Below are 19,109 nucleotides of genomic sequence, written 5' to 3' on the forward strand. Positions count from 1 at the left end.
TCCACCCCCGTCGTGCCGCAGGCCGCCCCCCGAACCGGGGGGGCGGCCTGCGGCCGTTGCTGCCCGGACCGGTCAGGGCTTCTTGACAGCCTTGGTGGCCTTGGTGGCGGTGCGCGCCTTCGGCGGGGTGGCGGGGCGCTCCTCGAACTCCGGGAGCCACCGCCGCATCTCCGCCCGGAACGGCGCGTTGGCGCCCAGCTGGCAGAGCACCCCGATGGTGCTCAGCGTGACCCGGTGGATCAGCAGGTACGCCGGGGGCAGGTTGAGCTGCTTGCCCAGGTTGTAGGCGGGCGACCGCGGATCGGCGATCCGCGCGGCCTGGGCCCGCATCCAGGCCCGGGTGAAGTGGAAGGTGTCCACCGCCGCCGGCTCGATGATCGGGACGAGGTAGTCCAGCACCGCGTCCGGGTCCAGCTCGATCGAGGGCTTGACGAAGCCCTCCTCGCGCAGCATCTCCAGCACGCCCGCGGCGTCGCCCGCCAGGGCCATCCGCAGGGAGGCGCCGATCGGGGCGGGCAGCCCGCCCGGCAGCCGGTCGACGGTGCCGAAGTCCAGCACCCCGAGCCGCCAGCCGGCGACCGGGCCGTCGTCCTTGAGCAGCCGGAAGTTGCCCGGATGCGGGTCGGCGTGCAGCAGGCCGGTCCGGGACGGGCCGGCGAACAGGAACCGGGCCAGCAGGTGCCCGGCCCGGTCGCGCTCCTCCTGGGTGCCGCCGGTGATCACCTCGGCCAGCGGGGTGCCGTCCATCCACTCGGTGACCAGCACCTGGTCGGCCTGCGCGACCACACCGGGCACCTGGATGTCCGGGTCGCCAGCGAACTCCTCGGCGTGCCGGCGCTGGGCCTGCGCCTCCAGCTCGTAGTCCAGCTCCTCGGCGACCCGCTCGCGCAACTCGGTGATCAGCGGCTTGATGTCGAGGCCGGGGATGAGCGGGCCGAGCAGCCAGGCCACCCGGCTCAGCTGCGTGAGGTCCGCCAGCAGGGCGTCGCCCGCGCCCGGGTACTGGACCTTGACGGCCACCTCGCGGCCGTCGTGCCAGACGGCCCGGTGCACCTGCCCGATCGAGGCGGCGGCCGCCGGCCGGTCGTCGAACTCCCGGAACAGCTCCCGCCAGCCTTCGCCCAGGCGCTCCGCGAGGGCGGTGTGGACCTTGGCGGCGGGCATCGGCGGGGCGGCGTCCTGCAGTTTGGTCAGGGCCGCCCGGTAGGGCCCGGCGACCTCCTCGGGCAGCGCGGCCTCGAAGACGGACAGCACCTGCCCGAACTTCATCGCCCCGCCCTTGAGCTCGCCCAGGACCTTGAAGAGCTGGTCGGCGGTGGCCTGCTGGAGCTCGGCCGTCACCACCTCGGCGGAGCGCCCGCCGATCCGCTTCCCCAGCCCGAGGGTGGCCCGCCCGGCGATTCCCAGCGGCAGGGCTGCGAGCCGTGCCGTGCGGGTCATTGCCTTGCGCGGAAGATCGCTCACCCGGGCCTCCAATCCACACGCCCCCGGCACCCCACGACCGGGGGCCGACCATCACTACGCCATTGTGCCCGCTCGCCGCCCCGGTCCCGGCCCCCTTTTCCGACCTGTCGTGCGGCGGTCGCCGCGGCGCCCCGCCGCGGTCATCCCGGCGGCTGCGGTTGCCAGAGGCAGCCGCAGTCGGGGTGGCCCTTCAGCCGCAGCCGCCGGGGCATGCCGTCGACGGCCGAGAGTTCGCACCAGCCGTCGAGGCTCGGCGGCCGGCCGCCGTCCAGGTAGACCTGGGCGTGGAGGGCGGCGAGGCCCGCCACGGCCGTCGCCAGGCCGGTGTCGCAGGCGGGGGTGCGGGCCCGGCCGGGGCCCTCGTCGGCGAGCTGGGCCAGGATCCGGGGCCAGGCCGGATCCTCGTCCTCGCGGGCCAGTACCAGGCAGTGGCCGCAGGCCGAGACACCGGGCACGACGAGCGGGCCGACCACGCCGAACTCCTCCACCACCCCGACGTACAGGTGCGGCACCCCGGCCCGCAGCAGCTCCCTGGCCTCGGCCGCGCCGCCGGCGAAGGCACCGCTGCCGTCCCTCGGCGCCAGCACCACCAGGTCGAGGTCCCGCGCCGACGGGCGGCGGGTGCTCGGAGCCGTGCGGCGGGCCGAGGCCCGCCGGACGGCGTCGCGGGCCGCGGTGGACCGCAGCCGCCCGACCTCGCCGGGCGGCAGGCCGGCGGGGGAGCAGTCCGCGGGCCGCACCCGGCCGGTGTCGGTGACGGTGACCGCCCCCGTACCGGCGGCCGCCAGGACGGCGGCGATCGCGGCGCCGACCCGGCCGGCCCCGCGCACCTCCACCCGGTGGTCGGTCCGGCGGCCGAGGACGGCGGGGGCGGCGCCGGGGGCGGAGTGCACCAGGGAGAGCGAAGCGAGGTCCGGGCCGAGCAGCTCCCGGTGCGGCTGCGGGAAGCGGGCCAGCGCACGGCCCGCCGCCTCGGCGTCGTCGAGCAGCCCGGTCCGCTCCAGCTCGTCCAGCAGTGCGCCGGTCGGCTCGCGCCCGAGGCCGGCCCGCTCGCCGGCGGCCAGCAGCGCGGGCCGGTCCCGCGTCCCGTCGAGCAGGCCGAGGAAGTCGCAGCGGGCCCGGTCCGCGCGTTCGACCACCCCGGCGTACTGGCGGACGGTGCCGAACTGCAGGGTCTCGGAGTCCCGCCAGCTGCGGGAGAGGGCGGGCTTCAGCAGGAGGCGCACGGTGGATTTCCTTCCGATCGTTTCCGGACGGCCGGGGCCAGCCTGCCCGATCGGCGCGGATCCGTGCCCGGCGTTGTCCACAGGCACGAGCACATGATCGAATGATCCGTTCGCATGCCCTGTGGATAACCTGCCGGCCGGTACGGGGTCGCATTCCGGACACCCGCCGTCGGCCTTTCGTTCCCGATCACTCCACGAAAGATTTCGGCCATGGCAGCGGACTTCTGTCAGTGGTACCGGGTAACGTCGTGTGCCATGGCAGCCGAACGGGACTCCCATCCCCCGGCGTCGCGTCGGCGTGCCCGTGCAGCCTCCGGGTCCCAGGTCGCGACGCCGAGCACGCGCGGGCGCCCGGACCAACAGCCCGGATCGGCGCCCGCGCAGCCCCCCGCGCCGTCGGAGAAACACGTCGAGCTGCCCTTCGACCGCTCCCGGGTGGAGGTCCGCCGCAGTGCCCGGCGCAGCCGCACCGTCTCGGCCTACCGTGAGGGCGACCGCACGGTCGTGCTGATCCCGGCCCGGATGTCGCACGCCGAGGAACAGCGCTGGGTCGCGCAGATGCTGGAGAAGCTGGCCGCCCAGGAGAGCCGCCGGGTGCTCGGCGACGACGCGCTGGCCGTCCGGGCGCGCGAGCTGTCCGCCGCCTACCTGGGCAACCGCGCCCAGCCGGTCCAGGTCCGCTGGGTCACCAACCAGAACTCGCGCTGGGGTTCCTGCACCCCCAGCGAGCGGACCATCCGGCTCTCGCACCGGCTGCAGGGCATGCCGGAGTACGTCGTCGACTACGTGCTGCTGCACGAGCTCGCCCACCTGCTGGTGCCGGACCACGGCGCCTCGTTCTGGGCCCTGCTGGAGGCGTACCCGCGGACGGAGCGGGCGCGCGGCTATCTGGAGGGCGTCGCCTCGGCGGCCCGGCTGCCGCACATCCCGGGCGCCCGGCACGCGGGTCCGCCGGAGGCCGAGCCGGCCGGATCCTGCGGCTGACCGGAGCGCCGCACCCCCGTGGCGGGCGCGGGCGGCGGGCGACGCGGGGCGGACGGGCGCGGGTCAGCGGCGGACGGACGCACGACAGAGGGGGCGCGGGCCCCTGTGGCCCGCGCCCCCTCAGGTCTGTCGCGCCTCAGCCGGTGAGCTGCCGGGCGCGCGCCACCAGGTCGCGCACCGAGTGGTCGGTCAGCTCGGGCAGCTCGTCGAAGCCGAACCAGCGCAGGTCCAGCGACTCCTCGCTGATCAGCGCCTCGGCGCCGGGCGGGGCCACCGCGATGTACTGGACGTCCAGGTGGGTGTTCTCCGGCTGGTCCTTGCCGGTGCAGCGGACCTGGTGCCGGTCGAGCTTGGCCGGTACCGGTACGCCGTCGGCGGCCAGCAGCACGAGGTCCGGGATGCCCGACTCCTCGGTGGCCTCGCGCAGCGCGGCGGAGGCCAGGTCGCGGTCGCCCGGCTCGCAGTGGCCGCCCATCTGCAGCCAGAGGCCGACCTTGGGGTGCAGGGTCAGCAGCACCCGCCCGGCGGCCGGGTCCACCACGGCCGCGCTGGCGGTGATGTGAGCGGGCAGGCAGGAGCGGAACAGACCCTCGGGCTGCTCGGCCAGGTGGTCCAGGTAGTCGAGGCGCAGCCGCTCCTGGTCCGGGCCGGCCGGACGCCAGCCGCTCAGGGTGCGGACCGCGTCCGCGTGCAGGGCGGACGCGCCCGTCTCGGTGAGCGTCATGCGGTCGGCTCGCCCTTCCCGTCCTCGCCGTCGTCCTTCTTCTCCAGGTCGGGCTTGGCGGACTCCGAAGGCTTCGAGGGCTCCGAGGACTTCGACGACCCGCCCGCGGCGGCCTCGCCGAGCAGCTTGTCGATCGCGTCGAAGTCCAGGCCGCCCTCGGTGTCGCCGGCGGTGTCCCGGTGCACGAAGGCGTCCGGGTCGTCCAGGTCGGCGGCGGTGGGGAGCATGTCGGGGTGCTGCCAGAGGTCGTCGCGGCCCTCGATGCCCCGGGCGTCGGCGAGCAGCGCCCAGAGCCGGGCGGCGTCGCGCAGCCGGCGCGGGCGCAGCTCCAGGCCGACCAGGGTGGCGAAGGTCTGCTCGGCGGGTCCGCCGGCCGCACGGCGGCGGCGGACGGTCTCGCGCAGCGCGCCGGCCTGCGGCAGGTGCGGTTCGGCGGCGGTGTGCACCACGGCGTCGACCCAGCCCTCGACCAGCGCGAGCGCCGTCTCCAGACGGGCGAGCGCGGCCTTCTGCTCGGGGGTGTCCTCGGGCTGGAGCAGTCCGCCGGCCAGGGCCTCCTGGAGCGCCTCGGGGTTGCTCGGGTCGAGCTGGCCGGCGAGCTCCTCCATCCGGGAGGTGTCGACCTTGATGCCGCGCGCATAGGCCTCGACGGCGCCGAACAGGTGGGCGCGCAGCCACGGCACGTGGGCGAAGAGGCGCTGGTGGGCGGCCTCGCGCAGGGCGAGGTAGAGCCGGACCTCGTCGGCGGGCACGTTCAGGCCCTCGCCGAACTCGGCGATGTTCTGCGGCAGCAGCGCGGCCTTCCCGGCGGGGGCCAGCGGCAGGCCGACGTCGGTCGAGCCGACCACCTCGGCGGCGAGCGCGCCGAGCGCCTGGCCGATCTGGCTGCCGAACATGGCGCCGCCCATCGAGCGCATCATGCCCATCAGCGGGCCCGCCATGGCCTGCATCTCCTCGGGCAGGACGCCGCCCATGGCCGTGCCCACCCGCTCGGCGACCGGGTCCACGAGGTCCTTCCAGACCGGCAGGGTGGCTTCGATCCACTCGGCCCGGCTCCAGGCGACGGCGGTGCCGGCCCCGGAGGGGAACTCGGTGGCGCCGTCCAGCCAGAGGTCGGCGAGCCGGACGGCCTCGGCGACGGCGGAGCGCTCGGAGGCGCCGACCGACCGGTCCTTGGACTTGCCCTCGACGGGCTCGGCGACGACGGTCTGGCGGGCGATGTCCTTGGCGAGGTCCCAGTTCACCGGGCCGCCCTCGAACGAGAGCATCTGGCCGAGCTGCTGGAAGGCGGCGCCGAGGTCGTTGGGGTTGAGGCCGCCGAACATCGCGGCGAAGGGGTTGTCGCCCCCGCCGGGCCCGCTCGGGGTGCCGGGAGCGCCGGGAGCGCCGGGCATCCCCATGCCGAAGAGCGCGCCGAAGGGGTTCCCGCCGAAGCCGAACGGCTGGGGGCCGCCCTGCTCGCCGCCCTGGTCCTTCTTCTTCTGCTCGTCGCCGGGCTTGCCCTTGCCGTCCTCGGGCTTGCCGTCCTCGGGCTCCTCTGGCGGAACGCCGAATCCGAAGGGAAGGTCGCTCACGGGGTCCTCGATCCGGTCGGCCGTCATGCGGGGTGGTGGCGGAATTTCGGCCCGCCCGGGACGGTCCGCGGAGTGGGGGACTCGCGTTCGGTGGGCGGCTCCCGCACGGCTGGTCCGCGCCGGGTGCACCGCCGGGCCTTCGCCTCGGGCAGGATGGACGTACGTGACACACGCACGTACGCACATAAGCTAACCGTGGAGGATGGCCGGTGAGTTCCCCGCCTTCGGACGTTCGCTCTGGGCTGACCGGAGGAGAGGACGCCCCGGACATCACGGCGTCGCCGCCTCCAGCCTACGGCGGAAGGCCACTGACCGTGGCCGTCACCGGCGCCGCCGGTGTGCTCGGCGAGCGCGTCGCCGCCCGCCTGGTCGCCTCGCCGGGGGTGAGGAAGGTGCTCGCCGTCGACGACCGGCGGGGCGAGGTGCCGGGCGTGCAGTGGCGCGTCCTGGACGTCCGCGACCCGGCGGTGGCCGAGCGGCTGGCCGGTGTGGACGTGGTCGTCCACCTGGCGATGGACCTCGGGATGGAGTCCGATCCGCGCGCCCGCAGCGCCTACAACGTGCGCGGCGCGCAGACCGTGCTGACCGCCGCCGCGGCGGCCGGGGTGCACCGGGTGGTGCTGTGCACCTCCGCGATGGTCTACGGCGCGCTCGCCGACAACGAGGTGCCGCTGGCCGAGGACTCCGAGCTGCGGGCCACCGAGGAGGCCTCGCTGGTCGGCGACCTGCTGGAGATCGAGCGGCTGGCCCGGCGGGCCCCGCGGGCCCACCCGGGGCTGCAGGTGACCGTGCTGCGTCCGGCCGTGGTGGTCGGGCCCGGCGTCGACACCGTGCTGACCCGGCACTTCGAGGCGCCCCGGCTGCTGGTGGTGGCGGGCTCCCGGCCGTGCTGGCAGTTCTGCCACGTGGACGACCTGGCGGCGGCGCTGGAGTACGCGGCGCTCGGGCTGGTCGAGGGCGAGGTCACGGTCGGCTGCGACGGCTGGCTGGAGCAGGAGGACGTGGAGCGGCTGTCAGGCATCCGGCGGATGGAGCTGCCGGCCTCGCTCGCGCTGGGCACCGCGGCCCGGTTGCACCGGCTCGGGCTGACCCCGGCCCCGGCCGGGGACCTCGCGTACACGATGTACCCCTGGGTGGTGTCCGGCAGCCGGCTGCACGAGGCGGGCTGGCGTCCGACCTACACCAACGAGCAGGTGCTGGCGGAGCTGCTGGCGCAGGTCTCCGGGAAGCACGCGGTGGCCGGGCGGCGGCTCGGCGGCAAGGAGGCCGCCACCAGCCTGGGCGCGGCCGGGGCGACGGTGGCGCTGGTCGGTACGGCCGCGCTGGTCCGGCGGGCGCGCAAGCGGCGCCGCTTCTGACCCTTCGACGGCCGCGGCGGGCGGGGCCCGCCGCACCGGTGCCCGCCGCGGTCGGGGTGCCTCAGTTCTCACGATGCGAAATTTCCCAATCGTGATACGGAACCCCCTTGCCCGAAGTCGCCCGCGATGGGGAATCATGGGGGTATGGCCGACAACCACGACCCCATCCGCCTGCTCGCCGTCCGCGACACCCCCCTCTCGCTCGACGAGGTCTACGAGGCGGTCGGCGACGACGCCGCCGGCGGTACGACCGTCTTCGTCGGGACGGTCCGGGACCACGACGGCGGGAAGTCGGTCGCCGCGCTGGAGTACAGCTGCCACCCCTCGGCCGAGCAGGAGATGCGCCGGATCGCCGAGAAGGTCGTCGCGGAGTTCCCGGTCCGGGCGCTCGCCGCGGTGCACCGGATCGGCCGGCTGGAGATCACCGACAAGGCCGTGATCGTCGCCGTCTCCTGCGCCCACCGGGGCGAGGCGTTCGCCGCCGCCCGCCGGCTGATCGACGACCTCAAGCACGAGGTGCCGATCTGGAAGCACCAGGTGTTCTCCGACGGCGAGGAGGAGTGGGTCGGCGCCGGCGGCTGCTGACCCACCCGGAGACCGCCGACGCGCAGGCGCGCCGGGCCTTCACCCGAACGGGTCCGGGCCGGCGCCCCGGATACTCCCTGGCAGTGAGCCGATCGGCCGTGCCGTAACCCGGACGGCGCCACCCGCGTTCTCCGGCGGGGTGGTTAGTCTGCTCATAGACACGACGAGCTGGGAGTACTGATATGGCTGCGCTCGCCTGGTTGATCATTCCTGTCATCGCCGCACTGTTCGCCGCCGTGTGGGCGGGCTGGGCCCAGCGGTCCCCCAGAGCCACCGGTGACCCCGCCTCCCTCGCCGAGCACCGGCGCTTCATGGCCGCCATGGAACGCACCACCGCCGCCCCCGGCCCGGGCGAGGACCCCGGCCGGTAGCCCGGCGGGCGTGGCGTCGGGCGCGTCCCGTACTGTCGAGGCATGCCACGCCGCTCTGCGACGATGCTCGCCGCCACCCTGCTGCTCATAGCGCTGCTCTGCGCGTCGGTGATGATGAAGGTGCCGTACACGGAGATGAGCCCGGGGCCGACGTACAACACGCTCGGGGTGCAGGAGAAGACGGGCACGCCGGTGATCACCGTCACCGGCCACGAGTCCTACCCGGTGAGCGGCCACCTCAACATGACCACCGTCCAGGTCACCGGTGCCAAGTACGAGCCCAGCCTGGTCAACGCGGTGGTCGGGTGGCTCCGGGACGACGTGCTGGTGGTACCGCACGACAACGTCTACCCGAAGGGCCAGACGGACGCCGACGCCAAGCGGCAGAACGCCGAGGAGTTCGCGCTCTCCGAGGACCACGCGCGGACGGCGGCGCTGACCCAGCTCGGCATCCCGGTCGGTAACGAGCTGATCGTCCAGTCGGTCACGGCCGGGGCCCCGGCCGAGGGCAAGCTGCACGCCGGGGACCGGATCATCGCGGTCGACGGCGCCCCGGTCACCGACGCGGACAGCGTGGCGAAGGCCGTCACCAAGCACCAGCCCGGCGAGACGGCCGTCTTCACCGTGGTGCCGATGGTCAAGGACGCGAGCAAGGCGGACCCGGCGGCGGCCCGGACCGACATCGCCGTCCCGACCGTGAAGTCCCCCGACACCGGCGCCGCCATGGTCGGCATCCGGCCCGGCGTGCGGCACACCTACCCGTTCCAGATCGACATCGGCCTCCAGGACGTCGGCGGGCCGAGCGCGGGCCTGATGTTCTCGCTGGGCATCATCGACAAGCTGACGCCGGAGGACCTCACCGGCGGCAAGTTCGTCGCGGGGACGGGCACCATCGACGACGCCGGCGGCGTCGGGCCGATCGGCGGGATATCGATGAAGCTGATCGCGGCCCGGGACGCCGGCGCCCAGTACTTCTTCACCCCGGCCGCCAACTGCGCCGAGGCCGGCAAGAACACCCCGTCCGGACTGACCCTGATCAGGACCGAGACGCTGGACGGCGCGCTGAAGTCGCTGGAGCAGGTGCGCAGCGGCCAGACCGCCGCGCTGCCCTCCTGCGCCACCGGCTGACCGGCCGGACACCGCGGGCCCCGGACGGTCCCGTCCGGGGCCCGCGGCGTACCGGTCGTGGCCTAGGAGAAGGTGGCGAGCAGCGCCGCGGTCAGGCCGGGGACGAGGTCGGGGCCGGTCAGCACCTCGCGGGCGACGTCCTTGGAGCGCAGCCGCAGGGCGATCTCCCGCTTGCCGTCGCGCAGCACGGCGGCGGTGATCCGCACTTCCTCGCGGTTGGGGTGGTTGGCCACCCAGTCGGCGAGCTGGGCGTCGCTGGCGTTGCGCGGGCGGGACTGCTCGGCGCCCGGCGGCAGCATCAGCCGCTCGACCACCAGGGCGCAGCCGACCACCGCGTCGGGCCAGGCGATGGTGCCCAGGAACTTGTCCAGCTCCATGCCTTCGGGCAGTTCGTCCTGCTCGATCGGGGTGAGGCCGGCCTCCGGGCTGTCGGAGAGGCCGAGCTTCTTGGCGATCCCGGGATCGGCCTTGAGCAGGGCCGCGCTGTCCACCAGGGCGAACAGCCGGGCCGGGAGGTCCCAGCCGAGGGTGGCGGCGTACTCGTCGATCTCCAGCGCGGCCCGGGTCAGCGGGGTCGCGGCCGGGAGCTTGGAGACGTCGTCGGGGGAATTGGAGACATCGGACATGCCTCAATCCTCACACGCCGGGCGGTCCGGGCGGTGCCACAGGTCCGGCGGGGGCGGGCGCGGCGCCTACGGGGCGGAGCCGCGGGGCCGCCCGGGGGTGCCCGGACCGCGGCGGCGCCCGGTGGCGCGTCCGGTGGCCGGACGGCCGGACGGCTGCGGCCGGGGAACGCCGGAGTAACCGTCTGCTAACGGTGGGAACTCGGCTAAAGCCTGGTTAAGTTGCACTGACGACCGCTCGATTCCAGACGACACAGCTGAGGTGCCCCGTGGTATTCCAGATGCCGGAACGCTCAGGGCCGGGATTCCGGCGCAGGGTAGGCCCGCCCTCCCGGCGGGCGCGGGTACTCCTGCTGACCCTGGGCGTACTCGCGGTGCTCTTCCTGTTGTTCGTCATGTTCGCCGGGTTCTGGACGGACTGGCTCTGGTTCAAGTCGGTCCACTACTCCTCGGTGTTCACCACCCAGCTCTGGACGAAGGTCGGCCTGTTCGCCGTCTTCGGCCTGTTGATGGCGCTGGTCGTGGGCGCCAACATCTGGCTGGCGCACCGGCTCCGGCCGCCGCTGTCGGCGATGTCGGTGGAGCAGCAGAGCCTGGACCGCTACCGGGCCGGCCTGGCGCCGTTCAAGCGCTGGGCGCTGATCGGGATCTCGCTGGTGATCGGCCTGGTGGCCGGCGCCGCCGCCTCGGGCCAGTGGCGGACCTGGCTGCTGTGGACCAACGGGACGTCCTTCGGCGTCAAGGACCAGCAGTTCGGCATGGACGTCTCGTTCTACGCCTTCGAGCTGCCGTTCTACGAGTTCCTGCTCGGCTTCGCGTTCAGCGCGGTGATCGTCTCGCTGCTGACCTCGGCGCTGGTGCACTACCTGTACGGGGGCCTGCGGCTGCAGGGCCCGGGCCGCCGGGCCAGTGCCGGCGCGCAGGGCCACCTCGCGGTGCTGCTCGGCGTGTTCGTGCTGCTGAAGGCGGTGGCGTACTGGCTGGACCGGTACGCGCTGGCGGTGAAGACCGGCTCGTACAAGAGCGTCACCGGTTGGACCGGCCTGCGCTACGTGGACGCCAACGCGTTCCTGCCGGCCAAGACCATCCTGTTCTTCGTCGCGATCATCTGCGCGGTGCTGTTCTTCCTGACCCCGATCCGCCGCACCTGGGCACCGGCCCTGATCGGCCTCGGGCTGATGGTGCTCTCGGCGGTGCTGATCGGCGGGGTGTACCCGGCGATCGTGCAGCAGTTCCAGGTCAAGCCGAACGAGCAGGCCAAGGAGACGCCGTACATCCAGAAGAACATCGACGCGACGCGGCAGGCGTACGGGATCGCGGACAGCCAGACCACCCAGTACACCCCGCAGGGTTCGACCACGGCCGAGGCGCTCAAGCCCGACGCGCAGACCATCGCGGACATCCGGCTGCTGGACCCGAACGTGGTCTCGCCGACCTTCCAGTCGATCGAGCAGCAGCGCTCTTACTACGCCTTCCCGTCCACGCTGGACGTGGACCGCTACGGCAAGGGCGAGACCGCCCAGGACACCGTGATCGGCCTGCGTGAGCTGGACCTCAACGGCGTGCAGCGCAACTGGATCAACGACCACTTCAAGTACACCCACGGCTACGGCGCGGTGGTGGCCAAGGGCAACCAGGTCAACGACAAGGGCCAGCCCGTCTTCACCGAGTCGGGCCTGCCGGCCACCGGTTCGCTGGGCGACTACCAGCAGCGGGTCTACTACGGCGAGAAGACCGGCACGTACTCGATCGTCGGCGGTGCCAACCAGGAGATCGACTACACCACCGACTCCGGTGAGAACAAGCAGTACCAGTACACCGGCGGCAGCGGTGTCTCGCTGGACAACCCGATCACCCGGGCCGCGTACGCGGTGAAGTTCGCCGAGCCGCAGATCCTCTATGCGGGGGCGATCACCGACGGCGCGAAGGTCATCTACGACCGGACGCCCAAGGAGCGGGTGGAGAAGGTCGCGCCGTGGCTGTCGATCGACGCCGACCCGTACCCGGTCGTGCAGCCCGGCCCGGACGGCCAGCCCGGGCGGGTGGTCTGGGTGCTGGACGGCTACACCACCTCCGACGGCTACCCGTTCTCCTCCAAGACGACGCTGGGCACGGCCACCAAGGACTCGCTGACCAACCAGCGCGGCGAGCTGCTGACCGCCGCCAACCAGGTCAACTACATCCGCAACTCGGTCAAGGCCACCGTGGACGCGTACACCGGTGAGGTGACGCTCTACCAGTGGGACGAGAACGACCCGGTGCTCAAGACCTGGATGAAGGCGTTCCCGGACACCGTCAAGGCCAAGGCCGACATCCCGGGCACGCTGATGCCGCACCTGCGCTACCCGCAGGACATGTTCAAGGTGCAGCGCGACCTGCTCGGCCAGTACCACGTGACGGACGCCAACTCGTTCTTCAACGGCAGCGACATCTGGCAGATCCCGGTCGACCCGACCAGCGACACCAAGCAGCCGCAGCCGCCGTACTACCTGACGGTGCGGATGCCGGACCCGGCGGTCACCTCCGCCGGCTTCTCGCTGACCAGCACCTTCGTCCCGAGCGGCCGGGAGAACCTGGCGGCCTTCATGGCGGTCAGTGCCGACCCGGGGCCGGACTACGGGAAGATCAGGCTGCTCAAGGTGCCGGGGGACAGCAAGACCCTCGGGCCCAACCTGGTGCAGTCGCAGTTCAACTCCCGCCAGGAGGTGGCCCAGCAGATCACCCTGCTGAAGAGCGGCGGTGACTCCGAGCTGGAGTACGGCAACCTGCTGACCCTGCCGGTCGGCGGCGGCCTGCTCAACGTCGAGCCGGTGTACGTGCGCGGGCGCGGTGCCAAGTACCCGACGCTGCAGAAGGTGCTCGCGGTGTACGGCAACGACAACGTGGCGTTCGAGAACACCCTGGAGGAGGCGCTGAAGAAGGTCTTCGCCGGTGCCGCCCCGGCGACCACGCCGACCGCGCCGACCACCCCGGGGACCCCGAGCACCCCGACGCCCACCCCGACGGCGCCGGCGACCCCGGGCACCGGCGGGGCCACCACCCCGGAGCTGCAGAAGGCCTGGGCGGACGTCGAGAAGGCGTACAACGACAGCCAGAACGCGTTCAAGAGCGGTGACTGGGCGGCCTACGGCCAGGCCCAGAAGGCGCTCGGCGACGCGATCAAGGCGGCCCAGGCGGCGCAGCAGAAGGCCGGCGGCACCCCCGCCGCCACGCCTTCGGCCACCGCGCCGGCCGGGGCCTCGCCGAGCCCCTCGGCGGGCGCGAGCCCCTGAGCTGGGAGAACCGATTCCTGTTCCACCCCGCGACCGTGCTATGGTTTCACTACCGACGCGGGGTGGAGCAGCTCGGTAGCTCGCTGGGCTCATAACCCAGAGGTCGCAGGTTCAAATCCTGTCCCCGCTACTCAGTAGCCGAGAGGCCCGGAGGATCATCCTCCGGGCCTCTCGCGTTTCCCGCCGAGGGTGGTGTGGGCCCCTCCGGTAGGATCGATCGTCGCCAACGACGCCGGCATCGGGGTTTGTGGGACCCGAGTGTCGGGAAATCGACAAAGCGCCGAAGCAATTTCGTCGGCTTCGGTTCCGCGCCGCCGAATTCGGCCGGGGCAGGTGTACGCGGGTTGCGGGTGATGCGACGATGGGACACATGGGGGACGTTGCGCGGCTGTTGACCGGCCGTCGGCTCCAGCGCGCCCCGTGGGGACCCCTTCGGTCGGAGGCCGGCAGCGGGTCCGTCCGGCCGCGGGCCGGGGGAGGATGCCGCGACACTCTGGGGGAGCGGGAGTCGGCATGAGGCTGATCGGCAAGAACGGGCCAGGAGCCAAGTCCGCGGCGACCACCGAGGCGGACACCGAGGGCTGGGCCGATAGCGCCGAGACCTCCGAGGACCGGCCCGGCGCCCTGCCCGCCCAGCGCACCGGCGGACTGACGGACCGCCGGCCGGTCGACGGCTACGGCCCCGACAGCCTGGTGCACGTCTCCGCCAGCCAGTTCACCGCCGCCATCGGCCCCTACGGCGCCGCCACCGAGGACGAGGAGGTCGGCGAGGAGGGGCGCGAGCGGGCCGGATTCGACTCCGCCAGCTTCGAGACCGCACTGGCCGCCCGGGAGCAGGCCGCCCTGGAGGCCCGGCACCGCCAGGCCGCCGACGACGGGGACGCGGACGCCGCCGGCCGGCTCGGCACCCTGCTGCTGCGCCGCGGGGACCTGGAGGACGCCGAGCCGTACCTGCGCGGCGCCGCCGCGGCCGGGCTGCGCTCGGCCGCCAACAACCTCGGCGTGCTGCTGCACCAGCAGGGGCACCGCTCGGAGGCGGCCCAGTGGTGGCGTCAGGCCGCGGTGGCCGGCAGCGCGCCCGCCGCGCACGCGCTCGGGCTCCAACTGCGGGACCAGGGCGAGGAGGAGGCCGCCGAGTACTGGCTGCACTTCGCCGCCGACCACGGGCACCCGCTCGGCGCCTACGCGTTGGGCGACCTGATGGAGCACCGGCGCGACGTGCGTGCCGAGCGCTGGTTCAAGGTCTCCGCCGACGCCGGGCACCGCGAGGCCGCCTACCGGCTGGCCCGGATGCGCGAGGCCGCGGGGGACAAGGAGACCGCCGAGACCTGGTACCGCACCGCCGCCGCCCGCAGTCACGCCCGCGCCGCGCTGCGGCTCGGGGTGCTGCTGGAGGAGCGCTCCCGGGTCGACCACGGCCTGCTGGACGAGGCGGCCCGCTGGTACCGGCAGTCGGCGCAGAACGGCGAGCCGCGGGCGGCCTGCGCGCTGGGCTTCCTGCTGCGCGACTCCGGGGACCTCACCGCCGCCGCCGAGTGGTGGCAGGAGGCGGCCGAGGCGGGCGACGGCAACGCCGCCAACGCCCTGGGCGCGCTGCACGCCTCGCGCGGCGAGGCGGCCGAGGCCGAACGCTGGTACCGCAGCGCACTGGACGCCGGCGACCAGAACGGCGCCTTCAACCTCGGACTGCTCTGCGCCGGGGCCGGGCGCGACCAGCAGGCCGAGCAGTGGTACCGCCGCGCCGCGTACGCCGGGCACCGCGAGGCGTGCAACGCGCTGGCCGTGGTGCTGCTCCAGCGCGGCGACGAGTCGGGCGCCGAGCCCTGGTTCTCCAAGGCCGCCGAGGCCGGCAGCGTGGACGGCGCCTTCAACCTGGGCGTGCTGCACGCCGGGCGCGGGGACCACCGGCAGGCGCAGGAGTGGTACGCGCGCGCCGCCGCCGAGGGCCACGGCGAGGCGGCCCTCCAACTGGCGGTGGCCCAGGAGCAGCGCGGCAACCTGGCGGGGGCGCTGGAGCGCTACCGGCAGGCGGCGGCCGGCGGGTCGGCCGAGGGCGCGTTCCGGCTGGCCTCGGTGCTGGACCGGCGCGGCGACGCGGACGACGAGGCCGAGCACTGGTACGCGGTCGCGGCCGACGCCGGCCACCGCCGGGCGCAGGTCCGGATGGGCGTGCGGGCCGCCGAGCGCGGGGCGCTGGAGATCGCCGAGAGCTGGTACCGGCGAGCGGCCGGGGCGGGCAGCCGCAGCGCGGCCTTCAACCTGGGACTGCTGCTGGCCCGGCAGGACTGCGAGGCCGAGGCGATGCTCTGGTACACCCGGGCCGCCGACGCCGGGCACGGCCGGGCGGCGCTGCGGCTGGCCCTGCTGGCGCTGCGCCGCGGCGAGCCGGTGCAGGCGGAGAACTGGTGCCGGCGGGCGGCCGACTACGGCCCCGCCGAGGTCGCCGAGCGGGCCGGCCGGCTGCTCGGCGCGTTGCACGCGGAGTTGAGCGCGTAGCGCTCGCTCAGCCGCGGTCCGCGCATTCCGGACAGAGGCCCCGGTAGGTGATCTCGGCCCCCGAGAGGACGAAGCCGAACCGCTCGCCCTGCGGGAGGCCGGCCAGCGGGTCGCCCTGCGGGTGGACGTCGCGGATGGCGCCGCAGCCCGAGCAGACCAGGTGCTGGTGCGGCCGGTGCGCGTTGGGGTCGTACCGCTTGGCCCGCCCGTCGGTGGCGACCTCCAGCACCTCGCCGAGGCAGACCAGCTCGCCGAGCGTGTTGTAGACCGTCGCGCGGCTGATCTCGGGCAGGCGCTCCACGGCGCGCGAGTGCACCTCGTCGGCCGTGAGGTGGACGTGGTCCCCGTCGAGGACCTCGGCCACGACCCGGCGCTGCGAGGTCAGCCGCCACCCACGTCCGCGAAGTCGTTCCAGCAGGTCGCTCATGCGTACAGGATAGGTGAGCTCTCACTTTGGTTCCAGTATTGACTTGGACAAAGTCCAAGTTAGGATCGAGTTGTTGTCACGACCGGACCACGCGGAGGCACCCCCTTATGAGCACCCAGGACGAGCTGCGCCCCACCCTCACCACGGAGGCGGGTGCCCCCGTCGCCGACAACCAGAACACCGAGACCGCCGGCGTCGGCGGCCCGGCGCTCATCCAGGACCAGCAACTCTTCGAGAAGCTGGCGCACTTCAACCGGGAGCGGATCCCGGAGCGGGTGGTGCACGCCCGCGGCGCGGCGGCCTACGGCACCTTCACGGTGACCGCCGACGTCACCGCGTACACCCGGGCCCGCTTCCTCTCCGAGGTGGGCAAGGAGACCGAGACCTTCCTCCGGTTCTCCACCGTGGCGGGCAACCTCGGCTCCGCCGACGCCGTCCGCGACCCGCGCGGCTTCGCGCTGAAGTTCTACACCGAGGACGGCAACTACGACCTCGTCGGCAACAACACCCCGGTGTTCTTCATCAAGGACGCCACCAAGTTCCCGGACTTCATCCACACCCAGAAGCGGGACCCGTACACCGGCTCGCAGGAGGCGGACAACGTCTGGGACTTCTGGGGGCTGTCGCCCGAGGCGACCCACCAGGTGACCTGGCTCTTCGGCGACCGCGGCATCCCGGCCAGCTACCGCCACCTCGACGGCTTCGGCTCGCACACCTACCAGTGGCAGAACGAGGCCGGCGAGTACTTCTGGGTCAAGTACCACTTCAAGACCGACCAGGGCATCAAGAACCTGACGGCGCAGGAGGCGGCCAGGCTCGCGGGCGAGGACCCGGACAGCCACCAGCGCGACCTGCGCGAGTCCATCGAGCGCGGCGAGTACCCGAGCTGGACGGTCAGCGTCCAGATCATGCCGGCGGCGGACGCGGCCCACTACCGCTTCAACCCCTTCGACCTGACCAAGGTGTGGCCGCACGCCGACTACCCGCTGGTCGAGTTCGGCAAGCTGGAGCTCAACCGCAACCCCGACAACGTCTTCGCCGAGGTCGAGCAGTCGATCTTCTCGCCGTCGCACTTCGTACCCGGCATCGGCCCGTCCCCGGACAAGATGCTCCAGGGCCGGCTCTTCGCCTACGCGGACGCCCACCGCTACCGCGTCGGCGTCAACGCCGACCACCTGCCGGTGAACCGCCCGCACGCCACCGAGGCGCGTACCAACAGCCGGGACGGCTACCTCTACGACGGCCGCCACGGCCGCCGCAAGAACTACGAGCCCAACAGCTTCGGAGGCCCCGTGCAGACCGGCCGCCCGCTCTGGGCCGCGACGGCGGTCACCGGCGCGACCGGCACCCACGAGGCGCCCTCGCACGCCGAGGACGACGACTTCGTGCAGGCGGGGAACCTGTACCGGCTGATGGGCGAGGAGGAGAAGCAGCGGCTGATCGCCAACCTGGCCGGCTTCATCGCCAAGGTCTCGGCCGACCGCGAGGACATCGTCGAGCGGGCGGTCGAGAACTTCCGCCAGGCCGACGCCGACTACGGCCGCCGGCTGGAGACGGCGGTCCGGGAGCTGCGCAAGCAGCGGTAGCGGTACCCCGATGAGCCGCGGGCCCGGCGACCGGATGACCGGTCGCCGGGCCCGCACCCATGCGCGTTCCGGGTCAGACGCTCAGGCGGCGCAGGGCCTCCGCGTGCAGCAGGCCGTTGCTGGCCACGGCGTCGGCACCGCCCGGGCCGGGCACGCCGTCCAGACCGGTGAACCGGCCGCCGGCCTCCTCGACGATGACGGCGTTCGCGGCCATGTCCCACAGCGACAGCTCGGGTTCGGCGGCGATGTCGACCGCGCCCTCGGCGACCATCATGTAGGACCAGAAGTCCCCGTAGGCGCGGGTGCGCCAGCAGGCCCGGGTGAGGTCCAGGAAGGGGTCGAGCCGGCCGCGCTCCTCCCAGCCGGAGAGCGAGGAGTAGGAGAACGAGGCGTCCTCCAGACGGGAGACGCCGGAGACGTGGATCCGGGCGGCCTTGGTCAGGCTACGGCCGGCGAAGGCGCCGAGGTCCTTGGCCGCCCACCAGCGGCGGTTCAGCGCGGGGGCGGAGACGATGCCGACCACCGGGCGCTCCACGCCGTCCGGGCCGTCCTCCAGCAGCGCGATCAGGGTGGCCCAGACCGGCACGCCGCGGATGTAGTTCTTGGTGCCGTCGATCGGGTCGATCACCCAGCGGCGGGGCCCGGTGCCCTGCAGGCCGAACTCCTCGCCGAGCACCGCGTCGCGCGGGCGGGCGCGCTGGAGCACGCTGCGCACCAGCTCCTCGGCGGCCTTGTCGGCGTCGCTGACCGGGGTGAGGTCGGGCTTGGTCTCGACCTTCAGGTCGAGGGCGCGGAAGCGCTCCAGGGTGACCGAGTCGGCCGAGTCGGCGAGGACGTGGGCGAGTCGGAGATCGTCGTGGTAATCGGCCATGGTCGAAACCCTAGCGAGCCCACCCGGATCGGCCCAGTCGGGCTCGCGGAGCGGACGGCAGCAGCCACCGGTCCCGCCCCGAGCCGGGTGGCCCACCGGTGCCGCCCTCCCGTAGCCCCCGGCCACCCACCCGACCCGCCCCGCCCCGCCGGCAGGGCGGCCCCGCCGCCCGACCCGCCCCGCCGCCCGAGCCGCCCCGCCGCCCGAGCCGGGTGGCCCGCCGGCGCCGGCCTTCGGTAGCCCCCGCCCCCACCCGACCCGCCCCGAGCCGAAGGGGCGCGCCGGTGCCGAAAGGGAGAAGCGAGGACGACCGAGGTACGAGGGCGTTGGAGCGCCGACCGTCGGCACCGGATCGAGCGCCCCGGAGGCGAGCGGGCGAAGATACTGCCCCGGAGGCGAGCGGGCGAAGATACTGCCCCG

15 protein-coding genes and 1 tRNA gene are annotated in these 19,109 nt (G+C 73.7%); 9 read left to right on the plus strand and 7 right to left on the minus strand.

Going from position 1 to position 19,109, the window contains the following annotated elements:
* Nucleotides 1–72 precede the first annotated feature (72 nt).
* Together OG618_RS23450 and OG618_RS23455 are read right to left on the minus strand one after the other, a co-directional pair.
* Complete coding sequence (locus OG618_RS23450) at nucleotides 73–1,464, minus strand: ABC1 kinase family protein (protein WP_329489509.1); 1,392 nt, start codon at nucleotides 1,462–1,464, stop codon at nucleotides 73–75.
* Between the two features lie 140 nt (nucleotides 1,465–1,604).
* Nucleotides 1,605–2,690, minus strand: a complete 1,086-nt coding sequence (locus OG618_RS23455) for a ThiF family adenylyltransferase (protein WP_329489510.1) — start codon at nucleotides 2,688–2,690, stop codon at nucleotides 1,605–1,607.
* A 414-nt stretch (nucleotides 2,691–3,104) separates the two neighbouring features.
* Between OG618_RS23455 and OG618_RS23460 the strand changes: the two genes are divergently transcribed.
* On the plus strand, nucleotides 3,105–3,674 hold the full coding sequence (locus OG618_RS23460) for a M48 metallopeptidase family protein (RefSeq protein ID WP_329492238.1): 570 nt from the start codon (nucleotides 3,105–3,107) through the stop codon (nucleotides 3,672–3,674).
* Between the two features lie 136 nt (nucleotides 3,675–3,810).
* Here OG618_RS23460 and OG618_RS23465 read toward each other — a convergent pair whose 3' ends face one another.
* Nucleotides 3,811–4,398: an NUDIX hydrolase gene (locus OG618_RS23465; protein WP_329489511.1), complete on the minus strand. Its 588-nt coding sequence runs from the start codon at nucleotides 4,396–4,398 to the stop codon at nucleotides 3,811–3,813.
* Nucleotides 4,395–5,972, minus strand: coding sequence for a zinc-dependent metalloprotease (locus tag OG618_RS23470; RefSeq protein WP_329489512.1), 1,578 nt, complete (start codon nucleotides 5,970–5,972; stop codon nucleotides 4,395–4,397). The genes OG618_RS23465 and OG618_RS23470 overlap by 4 nt, the downstream gene beginning before the upstream one ends.
* A gap of 209 nt (nucleotides 5,973–6,181) precedes the next feature.
* On the opposite strand from OG618_RS23470, the gene OG618_RS23475 reads away from it, so the two are divergent.
* From OG618_RS23475 to OG618_RS23490, 4 genes are all read left to right on the plus strand, one after another.
* Complete coding sequence (locus OG618_RS23475; protein ID WP_396488378.1) at nucleotides 6,182–7,330, plus strand: NAD-dependent epimerase/dehydratase family protein; 1,149 nt, start codon at nucleotides 6,182–6,184, stop codon at nucleotides 7,328–7,330.
* A gap of 144 nt (nucleotides 7,331–7,474) precedes the next feature.
* The gene (locus OG618_RS23480) at nucleotides 7,475–7,915 is read left to right on the plus strand and encodes a molybdenum cofactor biosynthesis protein MoaE (protein ID WP_329489513.1); all 441 of its coding nucleotides are present in this window, start codon (nucleotides 7,475–7,477) and stop codon (nucleotides 7,913–7,915) included.
* A 182-nt stretch (nucleotides 7,916–8,097) separates the two neighbouring features.
* Nucleotides 8,098–8,286 carry a hypothetical protein gene (locus OG618_RS23485; protein ID WP_329489514.1) on the plus strand — a complete coding sequence of 63 codons (189 nt, stop codon included), beginning with the start codon at nucleotides 8,098–8,100 and terminating at the stop codon, nucleotides 8,284–8,286.
* A gap of 42 nt (nucleotides 8,287–8,328) precedes the next feature.
* Nucleotides 8,329–9,414, plus strand: a complete 1,086-nt coding sequence (locus tag OG618_RS23490; protein WP_329489515.1) for a YlbL family protein — start codon at nucleotides 8,329–8,331, stop codon at nucleotides 9,412–9,414.
* 62 nt (nucleotides 9,415–9,476) lie between these two features.
* Here the strand turns inward: OG618_RS23490 and OG618_RS23495 are convergent, their stop codons facing one another.
* Nucleotides 9,477–10,040 carry a PPA1309 family protein gene (locus OG618_RS23495; RefSeq protein WP_329489516.1) on the minus strand — a complete coding sequence of 188 codons (564 nt, stop codon included), beginning with the start codon at nucleotides 10,038–10,040 and terminating at the stop codon, nucleotides 9,477–9,479.
* A gap of 278 nt (nucleotides 10,041–10,318) precedes the next feature.
* Here OG618_RS23495 and OG618_RS23500 point away from each other — a divergent pair, with 278 nt between their 5' ends.
* The 3 genes from OG618_RS23500 (at nucleotide 10,319) to OG618_RS23510 (ending at nucleotide 15,805) form a co-directional block, all read left to right on the plus strand.
* Complete coding sequence (locus OG618_RS23500; RefSeq protein ID WP_329489517.1) at nucleotides 10,319–13,309, plus strand: UPF0182 family membrane protein; 2,991 nt, start codon at nucleotides 10,319–10,321, stop codon at nucleotides 13,307–13,309.
* Nucleotides 13,310–13,365: 56 nt separating this feature from the next.
* A tRNA-Met gene (locus OG618_RS23505) sits at nucleotides 13,366–13,439 on the plus strand.
* A 383-nt stretch (nucleotides 13,440–13,822) separates the two neighbouring features.
* Nucleotides 13,823–15,805 carry a tetratricopeptide repeat protein gene (locus OG618_RS23510; protein ID WP_329489518.1) on the plus strand — a complete coding sequence of 661 codons (1,983 nt, stop codon included), beginning with the start codon at nucleotides 13,823–13,825 and terminating at the stop codon, nucleotides 15,803–15,805.
* A gap of 7 nt (nucleotides 15,806–15,812) precedes the next feature.
* Here the strand turns inward: OG618_RS23510 and OG618_RS23515 are convergent, their stop codons facing one another.
* Entirely contained in the window at nucleotides 15,813–16,232 is a 420-nt protein-coding gene (locus tag OG618_RS23515) for a Fur family transcriptional regulator (RefSeq protein WP_329489519.1), read from the minus strand.
* Nucleotides 16,233–16,339: 107 nt separating this feature from the next.
* Here OG618_RS23515 and OG618_RS23520 point away from each other — a divergent pair, with 107 nt between their 5' ends.
* Complete coding sequence (locus OG618_RS23520; RefSeq protein ID WP_329489520.1) at nucleotides 16,340–17,818, plus strand: catalase; 1,479 nt, start codon at nucleotides 16,340–16,342, stop codon at nucleotides 17,816–17,818.
* A 73-nt stretch (nucleotides 17,819–17,891) separates the two neighbouring features.
* Here the strand turns inward: OG618_RS23520 and hisN are convergent, their stop codons facing one another.
* Nucleotides 17,892–18,689: a histidinol-phosphatase gene (gene hisN / locus OG618_RS23525; RefSeq protein WP_329489521.1), complete on the minus strand. Its 798-nt coding sequence runs from the start codon at nucleotides 18,687–18,689 to the stop codon at nucleotides 17,892–17,894.
* Between the last annotated feature and the right edge of the window lie 420 nt (nucleotides 18,690–19,109).

This window comes from Kitasatospora sp. NBC_01246, assembly GCF_036226505.1.
GTDB lineage: Bacteria > Actinomycetota > Actinomycetes > Streptomycetales > Streptomycetaceae > Kitasatospora.

Excerpts from the sequence above, each read along its gene's own strand:
- OG618_RS23485 (WP_329489514.1), top strand. The coding sequence starts at position 8,098 with ATGGCTGCGCTCGCCTGGTTGATCATTCCTGTCATCGCCGCACTGTTC.
- OG618_RS23510 (WP_329489518.1), top strand. The coding sequence starts at position 13,823 with ATGAGGCTGATCGGCAAGAACGGGCCAGGAGCCAAGTCCGCGGCGACC.
- hisN (WP_329489521.1), bottom strand. The coding sequence starts at position 18,689 with ATGGCCGATTACCACGACGATCTCCGACTCGCCCACGTCCTCGCCGAC.
- OG618_RS23495 (WP_329489516.1), bottom strand. The coding sequence starts at position 10,040 with ATGTCCGATGTCTCCAATTCCCCCGACGACGTCTCCAAGCTCCCGGCC.
- OG618_RS23480 (WP_329489513.1), top strand. The coding sequence starts at position 7,475 with ATGGCCGACAACCACGACCCCATCCGCCTGCTCGCCGTCCGCGACACC.
- OG618_RS23515 (WP_329489519.1), bottom strand. The coding sequence starts at position 16,232 with ATGAGCGACCTGCTGGAACGACTTCGCGGACGTGGGTGGCGGCTGACC.
- OG618_RS23465 (WP_329489511.1), bottom strand. The coding sequence starts at position 4,398 with ATGACGCTCACCGAGACGGGCGCGTCCGCCCTGCACGCGGACGCGGTC.
- OG618_RS23500 (WP_329489517.1), top strand. The coding sequence starts at position 10,319 with ATGCCGGAACGCTCAGGGCCGGGATTCCGGCGCAGGGTAGGCCCGCCC.
- OG618_RS23490 (WP_329489515.1), top strand. The coding sequence starts at position 8,329 with ATGCCACGCCGCTCTGCGACGATGCTCGCCGCCACCCTGCTGCTCATA.
- OG618_RS23520 (WP_329489520.1), top strand. The coding sequence starts at position 16,340 with ATGAGCACCCAGGACGAGCTGCGCCCCACCCTCACCACGGAGGCGGGT.